Consider the following 14,468-nt stretch of genomic DNA (forward strand, 5'->3'; position numbering starts at 1 on the left):
CCGTCCCTCGATGCCTCTGGATCGGGCACGCTCTTCGGAGAGGGAGCGGCGTTGGTTGGGGTCGTTGTTTCGTGCGTCGCGGTCGCGCTTCGTTGCGATGAAAAGCTCAGGTGGACTGCGGTGCGGCCCGGTCGGGCCACAGACGAACCGCAATCGACAACAGAGCCGAGGCCACGCACAGCGCGGTCACCGCGCTCCAGCCCCAGTGGCCGAACAGCGAGGTGCCCAGGGCCGCACCCAGGGCCATGCCGCCGAACATCACCACGAACAGCATGGCGTTGAGGCGACCGCGCGCGGCCGGGTCGGCACCGTAGATGATGGTCTGGTGCGACACCAGCATGCCCTGGAAGCCCAGGTCGAAGCCGATCACGCTCAAGACCACCAGCGCCAGCTGTGCCTCGCGCCCGAGCCAGGGCAGCAAGGCCATGAGCGCGAACGACACGAGCGCCAGCACCGCGCCCACCAGGGCCATGCGGCGCCCGCCGTGGCGGTCGGACAGGCGCCCGAACACCGGTGCGGCCAAGGCCCCGGCCGCGCCCGCCACGCCGAAGGCCCCGGCCGCCGCGCTGCCCAGGTGGAACGGCGCGCCGTGCAGCCAGAGCGCCAGCGTCGACCACACGGCGCTGAAGCCCAGGGCCAGCGCGCCTTGCGCCAGGGCCGCGCGGCGCACCGGCGCATGGCGCTGCCACAGGCCGAGCATCGAACCCATCAGCGCGCGGTAGCTCAAGTTGGTGGTGGGTTGGAAATGGGGCAGCCTGCGCCACAGGGCCACGCCCAGCAGCGCCACCGAGGCCGCGGCCAGTACGAACATGGCGCGCCAGCCCAGGTGCTCGGCCACGAAGCCGCTGACCACGCGCGAGAGCAGGATGCCGAGCAACAGACCGGTCATGACCGAGCCCACCACGCGGCCGCGGTGCGCGTCGGGCGCGAGCGAGGCGGCGGCGGGCACCACGTCCTGCGCGGCCGTGGCCCCCAGGCCGATCACCAGGCTGGCGACCCACAGAAGACCGATGCCCGGTGCCGCAGCGGCGCCCAGCATGGCCGCGACCAGCACCGCGCACTTCACGAGGATGAGCGTGCGCCGGTCGTGCCGATCGCCCAGCGGCGCCATCAGCAGGATGCCCAGCGCGTAGCCCAGTTGCGCGAGCGTGGGCACCAGGCCCAGGGCCTGCGGACTGGCGCCGGTGTCGTCGCCGAGCACGCCCAGCATCGGCTGGCTGTAGTAGATGGAGGCCACGGTGAGGCCAGCGCTCGCGGCCAACAGCAGCACGAGCGGGGTGGACAGGCCTGTTGCATTCGACGGTCTGGCCTCGCTGGCCGATGTATTCGTTGCTTGAATGAGTGACATGGTGGGCGTGGGTGCCTTGGAGATCGATGTCACCGAGTGTGCCTTGGAGAATCGCACGCCGGTAGCCCTGCAGCGTGCAGCTTAGATATACGATCAACGCATGAATAAGCCATCTCCGTGGGCGCGCAGCGCCCCCACAGGCACCGGCGACCGCCTCGAACTCATGCAGACCTTCGTGCGCATCGTCGAGGCCGGCAGCCTGTCCCAGGCCGCCGCGCAGATGCACACCACACAGCCCACCGTGAGCCGCCGCCTGCAGGCCCTGGAGCGCTCGCTCGGGCTGCGCCTGTTGCAGCGCTCCACGCGCGCGATGCGCCTGACCGAAGATGGCGAGCGCTGCTACGAACGTGCCAAGGCCTTGATCGACAGCTGGGACGCGCTGGAAGCCGAGGCGCGCGGCGTGGGCGAACATGCCAAGGGCCGCTTGCGCGTGCTGGTGCCGCACGCCTTCGGCCAGGAGCAACTGGTGCTTCCGCTGACCGAGTTTCTGCGCCAGCACCCGGAGGTGGACGTGGACTGGCTGCTGCGCGACGACGTGCACGACCTGATTGGCGCAGGCATCGATTGCGCGCTGCAGGTGGGCGAGATCCGCGACCCCTCGGTGGTGGCGATCAAGCTGACCGACGTGCCGCGCATCGTGGTGGCCTCCCCTGCCCTGCTCAAGCGCTCACGCCAGCCGCGCGAGGTGGCGGATCTGGCGCAGCTGCCCTGGCTGGCGCTGAGCACCTACTACCGCAACGAGGTCTCGCTCACCCATCTGCGCACGGGCGCGGTGCACCGCTTCGACATCCAGCCGCGCATGAGCACCGACAACCTGTACGCGCTGCGCCAGGCCGCCGTGCTGGGCCTGGGCGTGGGCATCGGGTCGAAGTGGATGATGGAGGCCGATCTGGCCGCCGGCCGGCTGGTGCACCTCATGCCCGAGTGGCAGGCGCCGCACCTGCCCCTGCACCTGATCTATCCGCACGCGCGCTACTACCCCGTGCGGCTGCGGCGCTTCATCGACGCGATGCGCGGGGCCATGCCCTCGGCCTGAGGGCGACGCAGGGGGGGGTGTTCAGAATCCAGCGTTCAGGCTCACCGCCAGACGGCGGCCCTCGTCCACCAGCCAGTTGCCCGCAAGCCCTGCGGCGCGCGAGCGCGTGTCCACCGGCATCACGCGGTCAGCGACGTTGAGCAGCGCGAACTTCAGCGAGAGCGTGCGGTTGAAATCGTAGGAGCCGCCGATGTCGAACGTGGCCGAGCCCGGGCGGCGCAAGGTGCCGTTGGCGAAGTTGCGAAATCCCGCCCAGTACTGCTCGGACATGGCGTTGACCCGCGCGAACAGCGCCAGGGCGTGGCTCGCCTTCCAGTCCACCTGCGCGTTGAGCACGTGCTCGGGCGTGCGGTCCAGCGGCTGTCCCGCCAGCGAACTGCCGTTGAAGGCCGGCTCGCCGCCCGCGCCGCGCTTGGACTTGGTATAGGTGTAGTTGCCCGAGAGTTTCCAGTTCTTCGCCAGCGGCGTGGATGCCGAGAGTTCGATGCCCTTGAGCGTGACCTGCGAGAGGTTGTCGTACACGTAGATGTTGCGCGTGGGCACGCGGGGGTCGGTCACGCCGGTGTCGTAGCTGGTCACCTTGTTCTTGAAGTCGTTGTGGAACAGCGTGGCGCTCACGCTGCTGCCAGCGGCGAAGTCGTGATGCAGGCCGATCTCGGTGTTGGTGCTGGTCTCGGGCTTGAGGTCGGGGTTGCCGCACAAGGTGCCCGGCGGCTGGAAATTGGCCACGGGGCCGCCCGAGGTCATGCAATAGCCGGCCGTGCTCTGGCGGATGGTGGGCGCCTTGAAGCCCTTGGACACGCCGCCGCGCAAGGTAGTGGCCTCGCTGAGCTTGTAGACACCGTGCAGGCGCGGCGTCCATTCGTTGCCGTAGCGCTCGTCGTGGTCCATGCGCACGCCACCGGTCAAGGTGAGGCGGTCGGTGAGGAAGTATTCGTCTTCAGCGTAGAGCGCCCAGTTGTTCAGCGACACCTTGTCCACGTTGGCGGCATAGGTCGAGCCGGGAATGGCGTCCTGGCGCGAGATGCCTTCGAGGTCCACGCGGCTGATCTGCGCGCCGAACTTGAACACGCTGTTGCCCAGGGGCGTGGTCAGGCCGGCGTCGAGCACGGTGTTGGTGAGGTCGGGCGACGCAATGGCCTGCACGCCATTGGTCCAGTCGGTGCGGCTGGCCTGCTCCTGCTGCAGGGCCACGCGGGTGGTCCACTGGCCGGAGCGGCCTTCGTGCGTGAGCGCCCAGTGGTCGCGGTCGTGGCGCGTGCGCAGGCGGTTGCCGTTGGCCGCCAGGGTCTTGCCCGGCGTCTGCTCCCAGGTGTATGCCTGCGTGCCCACTTCGGCACTCACGGTATGGTCGGGACCGATCTTGAAGGTGGCCTTGGCGGTGAGGTTGCGGTCTTCGCTGCCATAGGCGCCCTGGAAACCCGAATTGGGGTAGTACGCGGTGTCTTCCCGGCGCTTGGACACGCCGCCGTAGATCTGCAGGCCCACCACGTCGTGCTTGACGGGTCCGCCGAGCCAGAAGTGGGTGTTGCCGGTATTGCCGAGTTCGGAACGCTCCTGCACCACGCTGCCCACCTCCACGCTGCCGCCCCATTTCTGCGGCACCTTGCGCGTGATGATGTTAATGACGCCCCCCATGGCATCGGAGCCGTAGAGCGAGGACATCGGTCCGCGCACCACCTCGATGCGTTCGATGGCGGCCAACGGCGGCAGCAGGTTGGACTGCACCCCGCCTGTGCCCCGGTTCATGGTCTCGCGCGTGCTCTGGCGTTTGCCATCGACCAGGAACAAGGTGTATTCGCCCGGCATGCCCCGGATGGAGATGTCGTTGTCGCTGGGCGAACCGGCGGAGGTGACCACGCCCTCCAGGCGGCCCACCAGCTCGCGCAGGTTGGTCGCGGGCGAGGCGTCGATGTCTTCACGCGTGATCACGCTGATGCTGGCCGGCGCCTCTTTCACGGCCTGCTCGCGCGCGGTGGCGGTCACCACCACCGTGCCCAGGGTGGGCGTCGAGGCCTCGGGGTTCTGTGCGTGCGCGGTGGCGGACAGCGCGCACAGTAGCGCGAGGAACGTGGGGCGGAACGGAGGAAGGCTGGTCATGGAAAAGTGGGTCTGCATGGGAAGGACGTCAGATGAGAATGCTTTGCATTTACCAGGATCCCCGGATTCTTCCACCCGGCGGGCCTGGCTTGCTTTGCGGCGGCTACGAAGATGTTTGCGCGCGCCACGATCTGCGCGCCGGGCGGGAACTGCCGGCCCCGCGTCAGATCCGGCTGCGCGCGTGCTTGGGCATCAGGCCGAAGCGGCGCTTGTAGGCGGTGGAGAAATTTGCCGCGCTGGTGTAGCCGGCAATGCTGGCCGCCTGCGACACCGTCACGCCCTCGCGCTGCAGGGCGTCGCGCGCCCGCTGCAGGCGGCTGGCGCGGATGAAGTCGAACACCGAGGTGCCATACAACGCACGGAATTGGCGTTGCAAGGTGGTGGCGTTCACGCCGGCGTGGCGCGCGATGTCGTCCATGGAGAGCGCATGCGCTTCTGGCCGCGCGAGAAACTCGCGCAGATCGCTCAGGCGGCGCTGTTCCTGGGGCCGCAAGGCCGTGCCCGCCGCCAGCGCGCCGGGTTGTGCCCCGGCCAGGTGGCCCAGCGCCTCCAGCACCAGCTCCAGCGCGCGCGATTCCAGGTAGATGTTCTGCAACAGCGGGTCGACCATGGGCGGGCGCACCATCTGCTCGGCCAGGGCCACCGCACGCGCGGAGGCCTGCCACTGCGCCATGGCGAGATGCCGGGTGAGAAAGTCCCGCACGCCCTCGCCCGCGTCCATTAGACCGGCCTGCGCGAGCCACTCCCGACCCAACCCCATGGTCACACGTCGGGCGTAGTTGCCCTGGTGCGCCCGCCGCGTGAACACGTCGGGTTCGGCCACGGAAACGGCCAGCGCCTGTGCCGTCGGCCGCCGCCCGCCCGCACTGGAGAGCTGCACGCGGTGCTGGCCATACGACACGTCCACCGACCCCTCCAGCAGCAGCACGATGCGCAGCGCTTCGGTCAGGTCGCCCTGGCCGGTGAAGCCGACCGTATCGCGCACATCGTCGGCATGCACTTCCAGGCCGGGGCGCAGATGGCGTACGCGGCGCAGGTGCTCGGCGAGCGCGCGCGGTGTGCCCTGCTGGGCCGCTTCGGCGGGGGCAATGGGAGTGAAGGAAGACGACACTGGGTGCAGAGGAAAGACGGGGGCGCAGAGGGCGCAACCAGGGCCACCAGTCTAATGACCGCGCCCCTCAAATGCAAATAATTCTCAATAACATGCTATGACCGGTGCGGGCGATGGCTGCCCTCGCCAAACAAGACGGCACTGCGGGCCTGCACCCGAGGAAACCCCAGTTCCTGGCCTTGCTCATTTCTGCAATATTACAAACCACTTGGTCGGTTTGTTAATAGCCAAGACCACCACCCGGAGTGAGACATCACATGCCCAAGAACGACGACACCGCCCTGCGCCACCTGCTGGTCAAAGAACGGTTGCACGAACTGGAAATGGCTTACTGCCGCGGCGTGGACCGCCGCGACGCCGATCTGCTGCGCTCGATCTTTTTCGACGACGCGATTGAGGAACACGGCGAGATGTACCGCGGCAGCGCACAGGCCTTTGTGGACTGGGTGTTCCGCGACTTCATGCCCCGCTACGAGCTCACCACGCACTACGTGCTCAACGAGTGGTACCGCGTGGACGGTGACAAGGCCGAAGGCGAAACGCACCGCCTCTCCTACCACCGCGAGCGCGCGCCCGACGGCAGCGCCACCGAAGCGATCGCGGCCTGCCGCACCTTCAACCGCTACGAATGCCGCGAGGGCGTCTGGAAGATCGCCTTTCGCGCGGTGGTGCGCGACTGGGTGAGCGCGCGTCCGGTGGACGACAAGCTCTACCAGGGCCACTTCGGCATGGAGATCAGCGGCACCGGCGCGAGCGACGCCTCGTACCGCCTGCTCTCGATGTTTCCGCGCAACGAGCGCATGTAGGGAAGCCCCATGAACGTCGGCATCATTGGTACAGGCAACATGGGGCGCACGCTGGGCTGCGGCTGGGCGGTGCAGGGACATGCGGTGTTCTTCGGCGCGCGCGGTGGCGACACCGCACAGCAGGCCGCCGAGCTGGCCCGCGCGGCCGGCGCGCGCGAGGTGCATTTCGGCAGCAACCGCGAGGCCGCCGCCTTCGGCGACGCGCTGTTCTACAGCCCGCGCGACATCGCGCCGCTCGACGTGGTCGGGCCGGACCTCTCGGTGTTCGACGGCAAGGTGGTGATCGACCCGAACAACTGGCCCGTGCCGGCCGGTGGCTTCGACTTCGCGCCCATCGCGCAATCGCTGGCGGAAAAACTGCAGGCCGCGCTGCCGCGCGCACGAGTGGTGAAGTGCTTCAACACCATGGCGCAGGAACTGTTCGAAATGCCGGTGGAGACCTTGCGCGCCCAAGGCGTGTCGGCCTTCATCGCCACCGACGACGAGGGCGCGCGCCGCACCGTCGCGCAACTGGCCAGCGACCTGGGCCTGGCTCCCGTCGACATGGGGCCACTACGCAACGCGCGCCTCGTCGAGCCGCTGGGCGACGTGATCCGCTACCTCATCCTCGGCGCGGGCCTGGGCCCCTGGGCCACGCTGAAGGTGGACGTGCTCGAAGCCGCCGCCACCGGCCGCTTCGGCGGCCGCCGCGCCTCGGCCTGGTGGGCACGCAACAGCGCCGCCGAAACGGCCGACGACACCGCACAACCCACCCACTGAGAAGCGGGCTTTTTCCCCTGACCGACCACCCCACGGAGCCACACCATGACCCCATCACGCCGTCCTTTGCTGCGCGCCCTCGCGGCCGCCGCCCTCCTCGCGCTCACCGCCACTGCCGCGACTTCCACGCTCGCGCAAAACTTCCCCGACAAACCGATCCGCATCGTGGTGCCGTTCAGCCCCGGCGGCGGGCTCGACGCCACCGCGCGCGCCCTGGGCCAGGGGCTGACCAAGCGCCTGGGCCAGCCGGTGATCGTGGAGAACAAGCCCGGTGGCAACGGCGTGATCGCCACCAGCTACGTCGCCAGCGCCAAGCCCGACGGCTACACGCTGTACCTGTGCGTGACCGCGCCCTGGTCCATACTGCCCGCGCTCTACAAGCGCCCGCTCGGCTACGACGCCACCAAGGACTACACCGCCGTCGCACTGGTGGCCGAATTCCAGACCGTGATCTTCGTGAACCCCAAGACCAGGATCACGACGCTCAAGGGCTACATCGACCATGCGCGCGCCAACCCCGGCAAGCTCTCGTATTCCTCGACCGGCACCGCGCAGCCCTACACGCTGGCCACCGAACTGATCAAGTCCAAGGCCGGCATCGACATCCTGCAAGTGCCCTTCCCCGGTGCCGCGCCCGCGATCCAGGCGGTCGTGGCCGGCGACGTCGACTCGGCCATGTTCGACGTCGGCGGCTCCGCGCCCTTCATCAAGGCCGACCGCCTCACGCCGCTGGCCGTGCTGGGCAAGAACCGCGTGCCCTCGCTGCCCGAGGTGCCCACCGTGACCGAAGCCGGTTTGACGGGTGTGGACCTTCCCATGATCTGGATGGGCATCGTCGGCCCCGGCGGCCTGCCCCCGGCCGTGGTGCAGAAGCTCAACACCGAGATCAACGCCGTGCTGCGCAGCGAGGAGATGGCCACCATGCTCGCCGGCCAATCGCTCACGCCGCTGCCCGCCACGCCCGAACAAATGGACACCCAGATCAAGGGGGACGTGCGCGCCTGGGGCGGCCTGATCCGCCAGCTCGGCCTGCAACTGGACTGACCATGAACGCCGACTCCTCGTCCTCCTACGACGTCATCGTCATCGGCGCCGGCATGGCCGGCCACTGCGCCGCCATCGAAGCAGCGCAAAGCGGCGCGCGCACGATCCTGCTGGAAAAAATGCCGACCTATGGCGGCAGCACCGCCATGTGCGGCGGCGCCTTCGCGTTCGCCGGCACGGACGTGCAGAAGCGGCGAGGCATCGCCGACACGCCCGAACTGCTCGAACAAGACCTGATTGCCTGCAGCCACCACGCGGGCGACCCGGCCGTGATGCACGCGTATGCCGAGCACCAGTTCGAGGCCTACCGCTGGCTGGAAAACCTGGGCCTGGTGTTCGACAACGTCACGCTCAACGGTGGCCAGTCGGTGCCGCGCTTGCACAGCCTGGACCCCAAGGCCATGCTGCGCCTGCTGCACCAGAAGCTGGCCGACGCGGGCGGCGCGTTCCGTGCGAATGCGGGCGTCAAGCGCCTGCTCACGCGCGGCGAAGACGCAGAGCGTGAAGTCATCGGCGTCGAGCTGCAGAACGGCGAACCGCTGTGGGCCGAAGGCGGCGTGGTAATCGCCACCGGCGGCTTCTCGCGTTCGCGCGACATGGTGGCGCGCTTCGCCCCGCACCTGGCCGATGCCAAGCCCATGGGTGGCGAAGGCAACACCGGCGACGGCCTGCGCATGGCCTGGGCTCTGGGCGCGGACATGGTCGACATGGGTTTCACCAAAGGCACCTTCGGCGCTCCCGCCGACAAGCCCCTGCCGGGCAAGGAAGCCATCGCGCCGCACCTGGTGCACACCATGTACAAGGGCGGGCTCATCGTGAACCGCCAGGGCGAGCGCTACGTCAACGAATCCGAGTCGTACAAGGTGATCGGCGAAGCCACGCTGAAGCAGCCCGAGCGCATCGGCGTGCAGGTGTTCGACCAAACCATCATGGCGCAATCCGCTCCGTTCCCCACGGTGGACGACTACAACGCAGCGCTCGACGCCGGCCTCATCCAAAAGGCCGACACGCTCGCCGAACTGGCCGCGCGGATGGACCTGCCCACCGAGGCCCTGGAAGACACCGTGGCGCGCTACAACGCCGCCGCGCGGGGCCAGGCACCGGACGACATGGGCCGCGATTGCCTCACGGCCGGCTACGGGCAGGTGCCGCCGGTGGCCGTGGCGCCGTTCCACGCCATCGCCTGCACCACCGGCCTGAACTCCACCTACTGCGGCCTGCACACCGACGCGGGCGCGCGCGTGCTCGACGTGTTCGGCGCCCCCATTCCCGGCCTCTACGCCACCGGCGAGGTGATGGGAGGGCTGCACGGCGCGTCCTACCTCAGCGGCTCGTCGCTGGCCAAGGGCTGCATCTTCGGCCGCCTCGCCGCGCAGGACGCGAAGCGGCGCGCCGGCGCGGCGCTGGCCACCGCTTGAACCCAAGGAACCCCCGATGACCGAAGCAACCGTACTCGACGCACCCAGCGCGCGCTACGACGCGATCCGCAACGTCGACGAACTCGTGCGCGCGATCGACACACTCCACTGCACGCCGGGTTGGGTGCGGCGCGAGCAGCCGCTGTTCTGGCCCGCGCCGCGTTCGACATTCCTGCCTGTGCACTGGCGCTATGCGCAGATCCGCCCGGCCCTGCTCGCGGCCGGCCGCGTCATCGGCACCGACCTGGCCGAGCGGCGCAACTTCGTGCTGCGCAATCCGGTGCCGGGCAATCACTTCGCCACCACTCGCACGCTGGTGGGGGCCTACCAGTCGATCCTGCCAGGCGAACGCGCGCGCTCGCACCGCCACTCGCCGCACGCCCTGCGCGTGATCCTCGAGTCGCACGGGTCTTACTCGGTGGTCAACGGCCGCCAGCATCCGATGGAGAGCGGCGACATCGTGCTGACACCGGGCCACCATTGGCACGGCCACGGGCACGAAGGCAGCGAGCAGGCTTTCTGGTTCGATTGCCTGGACCTGCCCTTGGTGCACCTGCTCGAACCCATGCGCGCGGAAGACCACCCACAGCATTGGGAGCCAAACGCCGTGCGCGAAGACCACTCGCCCATGCGCATCGAATGGGCGGACACGCAGGCGCGGCTCGCGGCGCTGGCCGGCACGCCGGCCGACGCGCATGTCGGCCGCACGCTGGACGTGACCTCGCCCCTCATGCCCACCATCACGATCAAGGTGCACCACTGGGCGTCGGGTTGGCGCGGCGGCGCGTTCCGCCACGCGGCCAACGCCATCCACGTGGTGTTGCGCGGCAAGGGCAACACCACGGTGGACGAGGCCTCGTTCGACTGGTCGTTCGGCGACGTGTTCGTCGCCCCGCTCGGTGCGCGCGTGCGGCACACCGCCGACGAAGAGGCGGTGGTGGTGTCCTTGAGCGACGAGGGATTGATGAGGTTCTGTGGCTTCTACAGCCTGGAGGACGTGAAATGAACGACCCGGTTCTCATCGTGGGCGGAGGCCTCGGCGGCGTCGCCACGGCCCTGGGCCTGGGCCAGCGCGGCCATCGGGTGCGCTTGCTTGAGCAGTCCGCCGAAATCGCGCCCATCGGCTACGGCGTGCAGATCGGCCCCAACGTGTTGCCAGTGCTCGCGCAGCTTGGCGTGGAAGACGAAGTACGCCGCGCGGCCTATCTGCCGGACGATCTGCTCTTGCTGGACGCGGTGACCGGCGAGCGGCTCGTGCGCGTGCCGCTCAAGGGCGAGTCCTTCGAGGCGCGCTTTCCCGCGCCCTACATCTGCATCCACCGCGTCGACCTGCACGAAATCCTGTTGCGCGCGGTGCGCGCCGTGCCCGAGGTGGACCTGAACCAGGCCACCACCGTCACGGGCTATTCGCAGACGGCGCACGGCGTGCAAGTGCACACCGAACAAGGCACGCGCATCGAAGGCCGCGCACTGGTGGCCGCCGATGGCCTGCGCTCGCGGCTGCGCGCGCAGATGCACCCGAGCGACGCGACTCGCGACACCGGCTATGTCGCACACCGCACCATCGTGCCGATGGACCAGGCCCCCGCCAGTCTGCGGCGGCGCCAGGGCGTGACCATGTGGACGGGCGATGGCTTCCACGTTATCTACTACCCGCTGCGCGACCACACGGAGATGAACATCGTCGCCGTGTTCCGCGTACCCGACGGCATGGAGGCCACGGACAACGGCGCCTACCGCACCCACATCGAAACCATTGCCGCGCCATCGCAGGCCGAGGTGCGCGACGTGATCTCGGTGGTCAACCTGGAGCGGCGCTGGGCCATTGGCGACCGCAACCCGCTGCGGGGCTGGGCCGATGGCCGCGTGACGCTGCTGGGCGATGCCGCCCATGCCACCTTGCAATCGCTCGCCCAGGGCGCGGGCATGGCGCTGGAAGACGCGGCCGAACTGTGCGCCCTGATGGACGCGCACGGCAACGATCCGCATCGCGCCTTCGCCTTGTTCGAGCGCCGCCGCTTCGTGCGCACGGCGCGGGTGCAGCTCGAATCGCGCGCGCTCTGGCACACCTACCACTGCGGCGGTGTCGACGCGCAGGTGCGCACGCTGCAGCTACAGGAGCGCAGCACCGAAGACCTCTACCGCTGCTTCGACTGGCTGTGGGCACCCGCCACGGTGCGCGTGCCACAGCCGGCATGACACTTCGTTCCCACTTCAAAAAGTACCGCGAGAAACGCCGATGAAATTCTGCCGATTCGACTACGACTGCCTCGGACTGATCGAGGGCGACGTGGTGCACGACATCACCCCCGCGCTCGACGCGCTGCCGCCGCTGCGCTGGCCGGTGCCGCTGGGCGACCCGCTCATTGCCCACCTGCCCGCGCTCATGGAAGCCGCGCGGCGCGTTCCGCGCAGCGCCAGTCCGCGCCTCCTGTCCCAGGTGAAGCTGCACAGCCCCATCACCAACCCGAGCAAGGTCATGGCCGCGCCGGCCAACTACCGCCTGCACGTGCAGCAAGACACGAAGGACCCCGGCGTCGACCCCGGCGGCACGCACATGAAGGCGCTCGAAGGCGTGGAGCGCCCGGCCGAAAAATACGGCCTGTTCCTCAAGGCCACGTCCGCGATCGCGGGCGCTGCCGAGGGCGTGCAGATCGTGCTGCCCGAGCGGCGCACCGACCACGAACTCGAACTCGCCGTGGTGATCGGCCGCGCGGGCCACGCCATCCGCCGTGAAGAGGCCATGCAGCACGTGGCGGGCTATTGCATCGGCCTGGACATGACGGTGCGCGGCACCGAAGACCGCAGCTTTCGCAAGTCGCCCGACACCTACACCGTGCTCGGCCCCTGCTTCGTCACGGCCGACGAGATCCCCGACCCGCACGCGCTGAGCATGTCGCTCTGGGTCAACGGCGAGCGCCGGCAGCACAGCAGCACCGGCGCGATGACGATCGACATCCCCGACCTCATCGCCATCGCCTCCAGCGTCTACACGCTGCACCCGGGCGACGTGATCCTCACGGGCACGCCCGAAGGCGTGGGCCCGGTGCTCCCCGGCGATGTGGTGCGCGTGGCCTGCGACGGCCTTGGAGAGATGACACTAAGGGTTTCGCACCACCCTTAGCCCCTCTCAGGAATTCGCGCATGCCCAAGACCACCGCCGCACCCGCGACACGCCAACCCCGCCGCACCCAGGCCGAACGCACCCAGGCCACGCAGCGCAAATTGATCGACTGCGCCATCGACCTGCTCAAGGAAAAGCGTTACGCCAGCTTCCGCACGGCCGAGGTGGCCGAGCGGGCCGGCGTATCCAAAGGCGCGCAGACGCACCACTTCCCTTCGAAGGACATGCTGGTGCTGCAGGCGCTCGAAGAGGTCTACAAGGACACGATGGAACGGGCGATGGCGCGCATCGACGCCGCTCGGCAAAACCCGCGCCAGTTGCTGGCGCTGCTGGTGGCCGACAGCCGCGAGTTCTTTCTCGGCGACGATTTCCTGCTCTCGCTCGACCTGATGATGGTCGACCCCGGCTCTTCGCTCGGGGCCGACGTCAAGCGGCTGGCGCAGCAGTACCGCCTGCCGGTCGAACAGGCCTGGCTCGAAGCCTTCGTGGCGGCTGGACACCCGGCGCGCCAGGCCAAGGACGTGGTGCGCCTGTCTTTCGCGGTCGCCCGGGGCTTCGGCATCCGCCAGCTCGTGGCCGGCCCCGACGAGGAATTCGATGCCCTCTTCCAGACCTGGACGCGCATGGCCGAAGCCATGCTGCTGCTCTCATCCCCATCCGGCCCCCCATAGGCCATCGCATTTCAAACCACCGGAGACACCCACCATGACCTACCCACTCCACACGCCCACGGCAACCCGGCGCACTTTGCTGCGCGCCATGGCCGCCGGGCTGGCGGCATCCACCGGCCTGCCGGCACAGGCACAGGGCCAGTCCTTGCTGAAGGTGGTGGTGGGCAGCCCGCCCGGTGCGCTGGGTGACGTGATCGCGCGGCTGGTGGCCCAGAAGCTGGGCGAACAGACCGGCATGGCGAACATGGTCGACAACAAGGCGGGCGCCAGCGGTGCGATCGCGGCCGACGCCGTGGCCAAGTCGGCGGGCGATGGCCACACCCTACTGGTGGCGCCGGACGCGGTGATGGTGGTCAACCCCTTCGTCTTCTCCAAACTCTCCTACGACCCCACGCGCGATTTCCGCTCCGTGGCCTTGCTGGGCAAAGCCACGCTGGTGCTGCTGGTGAGTCCCGCGCTCAAGGTGAAGACCCTGCCCGAGTTCGTTGCCCTCGTGAAGTCGCGCCCCAAGGAGGTGAACTTCGGCACTGGAGGCCCGGGCCATCCCTCGCACATGGCCATGGAGCTCGTGGCCAACCGCCTGGGGTTGCAGATGACCCACGTGCCCTACAAAGGCACCTCGCTGGCGCTGCAGGGGCTCATGGGCGGTGAGGTCAGCGCGGTGATCGTGAGCATGGCAGAGGCCATGCCGCAGGTGAAGGCGGGCAATGTGGTGCCCATCGCCACCAGCGGCCCGGCTGCCAAGGAGGTGTTCCCCGACCTGCCGGAATTCAAGCAATCCCACCCCGACCTGGACATCGCCGTGTGGTTCGGCCTCTTCGCGTCGGCCGCCACACCGCCCGAGCGCGTGGCGCGTTTGAATGCCGAGGTCAACAAGATGCTGGCCCAGCCCGACGTGAAGAAGCGCCTGGGCGAGTTCGGGCTCACCGCCTCCAACAGCGCGCCGGCCGAGCTCGACCAGTTGATGGTCGCCGACCGGGCGCGCTTCGGACCTTTGGTGAAGGCGTTGGGGCTGACAGCGAACTAACGGGCCGCTGAGATATCCCGAGCG

The 14,468-nt window shown here is 68.9% G+C and carries 13 protein-coding genes; 10 read left to right on the forward strand and 3 right to left on the reverse strand.

Annotated elements, in window-relative coordinates:
- Nucleotides 1-106: 106 nt before the first annotated feature.
- A complete protein-coding gene (locus F9K07_RS18755; protein ID WP_159594869.1) occupies nt 107-1,348 on the reverse strand; it encodes an MFS transporter in 1,242 nt (413 codons plus the stop codon).
- A gap of 100 nt (nt 1,349-1,448) precedes the next feature.
- Between F9K07_RS18755 and F9K07_RS18760 the strand changes: the two genes are divergently transcribed.
- Nucleotides 1,449-2,384: a LysR family transcriptional regulator gene (locus F9K07_RS18760; RefSeq protein WP_159594870.1), complete on the forward strand. Its 936-nt coding sequence runs from the start codon at nt 1,449-1,451 to the stop codon at nt 2,382-2,384.
- A gap of 21 nt (nt 2,385-2,405) precedes the next feature.
- Here the strand turns inward: F9K07_RS18760 and F9K07_RS18765 are convergent, their stop codons facing one another.
- Nucleotides 2,406-4,484: a TonB-dependent receptor domain-containing protein gene (locus tag F9K07_RS18765; protein WP_236581326.1), complete on the reverse strand. Its 2,079-nt coding sequence runs from the start codon at nt 4,482-4,484 to the stop codon at nt 2,406-2,408.
- A gap of 163 nt (nt 4,485-4,647) precedes the next feature.
- On the reverse strand, nt 4,648-5,595 hold the full coding sequence (locus tag F9K07_RS18770) for a helix-turn-helix transcriptional regulator (RefSeq protein WP_236581327.1): 948 nt from the start codon (nt 5,593-5,595) through the stop codon (nt 4,648-4,650).
- 257 nt (nt 5,596-5,852) lie between these two features.
- Here F9K07_RS18770 and F9K07_RS18775 point away from each other — a divergent pair, with 257 nt between their 5' ends.
- The 9 genes from F9K07_RS18775 to F9K07_RS18815 are packed head-to-tail and all read left to right on the forward strand — an operon-like array spanning nt 5,853 to nt 14,444.
- Nucleotides 5,853-6,401, forward strand: a complete 549-nt coding sequence (locus F9K07_RS18775; protein ID WP_159594872.1) for a nuclear transport factor 2 family protein — start codon at nt 5,853-5,855, stop codon at nt 6,399-6,401.
- A 9-nt stretch (nt 6,402-6,410) separates the two neighbouring features.
- Complete coding sequence (locus tag F9K07_RS18780) at nt 6,411-7,160, forward strand: NADPH-dependent F420 reductase (RefSeq protein WP_159594873.1); 750 nt, start codon at nt 6,411-6,413, stop codon at nt 7,158-7,160.
- A gap of 45 nt (nt 7,161-7,205) precedes the next feature.
- Nucleotides 7,206-8,204, forward strand: coding sequence for a Bug family tripartite tricarboxylate transporter substrate binding protein (locus F9K07_RS18785; protein ID WP_159594874.1), 999 nt, complete (start codon nt 7,206-7,208; stop codon nt 8,202-8,204).
- Between the two features lie 2 nt (nt 8,205-8,206).
- Nucleotides 8,207-9,622 carry an FAD-dependent oxidoreductase gene (locus F9K07_RS18790; protein WP_159594875.1) on the forward strand — a complete coding sequence of 472 codons (1,416 nt, stop codon included), beginning with the start codon at nt 8,207-8,209 and terminating at the stop codon, nt 9,620-9,622.
- Nucleotides 9,623-9,638: 16 nt separating this feature from the next.
- A complete protein-coding gene (locus F9K07_RS18795) occupies nt 9,639-10,628 on the forward strand; it encodes a cupin domain-containing protein (RefSeq protein ID WP_159594876.1) in 990 nt (329 codons plus the stop codon).
- Nucleotides 10,625-11,821, forward strand: coding sequence for an FAD-dependent monooxygenase (locus tag F9K07_RS18800; protein WP_159594877.1), 1,197 nt, complete (start codon nt 10,625-10,627; stop codon nt 11,819-11,821). The genes F9K07_RS18795 and F9K07_RS18800 overlap by 4 nt, the downstream gene beginning before the upstream one ends.
- 40 nt (nt 11,822-11,861) lie before the next feature.
- Nucleotides 11,862-12,746: a fumarylacetoacetate hydrolase family protein gene (locus tag F9K07_RS18805; RefSeq protein WP_159594878.1), complete on the forward strand. Its 885-nt coding sequence runs from the start codon at nt 11,862-11,864 to the stop codon at nt 12,744-12,746.
- A 20-nt stretch (nt 12,747-12,766) separates the two neighbouring features.
- Complete coding sequence (locus F9K07_RS18810; RefSeq protein ID WP_159594879.1) at nt 12,767-13,417, forward strand: TetR/AcrR family transcriptional regulator; 651 nt, start codon at nt 12,767-12,769, stop codon at nt 13,415-13,417.
- A 34-nt stretch (nt 13,418-13,451) separates the two neighbouring features.
- Nucleotides 13,452-14,444: a Bug family tripartite tricarboxylate transporter substrate binding protein gene (locus tag F9K07_RS18815; protein ID WP_159594880.1), complete on the forward strand. Its 993-nt coding sequence runs from the start codon at nt 13,452-13,454 to the stop codon at nt 14,442-14,444.
- Nucleotides 14,445-14,468: the final 24 nt, after the last annotated feature.

The sequence above is a fragment of the Hydrogenophaga sp. BPS33 genome (assembly GCF_009859475.1).
Taxonomy (GTDB): domain Bacteria; phylum Pseudomonadota; class Gammaproteobacteria; order Burkholderiales; family Burkholderiaceae_C; genus Hydrogenophaga.

Excerpts from the sequence above, each read along its gene's own strand:
- F9K07_RS18775 (WP_159594872.1), top strand. The coding sequence starts at position 5,853 with ATGCCCAAGAACGACGACACCGCCCTGCGCCACCTGCTGGTCAAAGAA.
- F9K07_RS18785 (WP_159594874.1), top strand. The coding sequence starts at position 7,206 with ATGACCCCATCACGCCGTCCTTTGCTGCGCGCCCTCGCGGCCGCCGCC.
- F9K07_RS18800 (WP_159594877.1), top strand. The coding sequence starts at position 10,625 with ATGAACGACCCGGTTCTCATCGTGGGCGGAGGCCTCGGCGGCGTCGCC.
- F9K07_RS18810 (WP_159594879.1), top strand. The coding sequence starts at position 12,767 with ATGCCCAAGACCACCGCCGCACCCGCGACACGCCAACCCCGCCGCACC.
- F9K07_RS18765 (WP_236581326.1), bottom strand. The coding sequence starts at position 4,484 with ATGACCAGCCTTCCTCCGTTCCGCCCCACGTTCCTCGCGCTACTGTGC.
- F9K07_RS18760 (WP_159594870.1), top strand. The coding sequence starts at position 1,449 with ATGAATAAGCCATCTCCGTGGGCGCGCAGCGCCCCCACAGGCACCGGC.
- F9K07_RS18755 (WP_159594869.1), bottom strand. The coding sequence starts at position 1,348 with ATGTCACTCATTCAAGCAACGAATACATCGGCCAGCGAGGCCAGACCG.
- F9K07_RS18815 (WP_159594880.1), top strand. The coding sequence starts at position 13,452 with ATGACCTACCCACTCCACACGCCCACGGCAACCCGGCGCACTTTGCTG.
- F9K07_RS18790 (WP_159594875.1), top strand. The coding sequence starts at position 8,207 with ATGAACGCCGACTCCTCGTCCTCCTACGACGTCATCGTCATCGGCGCC.
- F9K07_RS18795 (WP_159594876.1), top strand. The coding sequence starts at position 9,639 with ATGACCGAAGCAACCGTACTCGACGCACCCAGCGCGCGCTACGACGCG.
- F9K07_RS18780 (WP_159594873.1), top strand. The coding sequence starts at position 6,411 with ATGAACGTCGGCATCATTGGTACAGGCAACATGGGGCGCACGCTGGGC.
- F9K07_RS18805 (WP_159594878.1), top strand. The coding sequence starts at position 11,862 with ATGAAATTCTGCCGATTCGACTACGACTGCCTCGGACTGATCGAGGGC.